The sequence below is a fragment of the Winogradskyella eckloniae genome (genome assembly GCF_013249045.1).
GTDB classification, from domain to species: Bacteria; Bacteroidota; Bacteroidia; order Flavobacteriales; family Flavobacteriaceae; genus Winogradskyella; species Winogradskyella eckloniae.
Map to the genome: position 1 here is coordinate 1 of NZ_JABRWP010000022.1, position 874 is coordinate 874.

General features: G+C 41.1%; 1 pseudogene. It reads left to right on the forward strand.

Annotated features, from left to right (window positions below):
* A pseudogene (locus HNV08_RS16210) lies at window positions 1–874 on the forward strand (hypothetical protein); the annotation flags it as partial.

Below are 874 nucleotides of genomic sequence, written 5' to 3' on the forward strand. Positions count from 1 at the left end.
AGAATCCATCTGAGGTTTCATTGACTTACCATGTGAGTGCGGCCGATGCAGAAACGGGAGACGATCCAATAATCAATGTTGGAAATTATACCAACACAGCCAACCCACAGATAATCTATGTGCGTTTATACGACCCATTAACAGGTTGTCAAGATACAGGTAGTTTAGAATTAAACGTCGCCTTACCACCAGAAGCAATACAGCCAACACAATTAAATGCTTGTGATGATTTAGGCGAAGTACCAGGCGATGAGATCACGGCATTTGATCTTACAGTAAAAGACAATGAGATTACTGGCGGAAACGCAAGTTGGTCGGTGTCCTATTATGAGACCAGTACAGATGCGCAAGCGCAGGAGAATGTAATTGCAGATCCCACACAGTATACCAATACCAGTGTTAATGGTGCTGTAGCAAATCCACAGACGTTATATGCTGTGGTTACAGATACAGATACAGGCTGTACAGATATGGTAACCCTAACGATAAGAGTACAACCTAACCCAACGCCAACGCAAGTTGTACCAGACTTAGAGTTGTGTGATAATGACAATGCTGGGAATGGTATTGAGTTTTTCGATTTAACAGAACATGAGGTGTTATTACTCAATGGCGAAGCCAATGTAACGGCAAGTTACTATGAAACGGCAGAAGATGCGGATTCAGGGAGCAATGCGATAGCAGATCCAACAGCTTATGAAAACATAGCGACACCAGAGCAAGAGATTTATGTACGAGTAACCAATGATCTTACAGGTTGTTATGCCTTAGTAGACTTTAGTATTATAGTACATCCATTACCAGATGTTGTAGCAGTAACAGACTATATACAATGTGAATTAAATACCGATGGTCAAGATAGTTTTGATTTAAC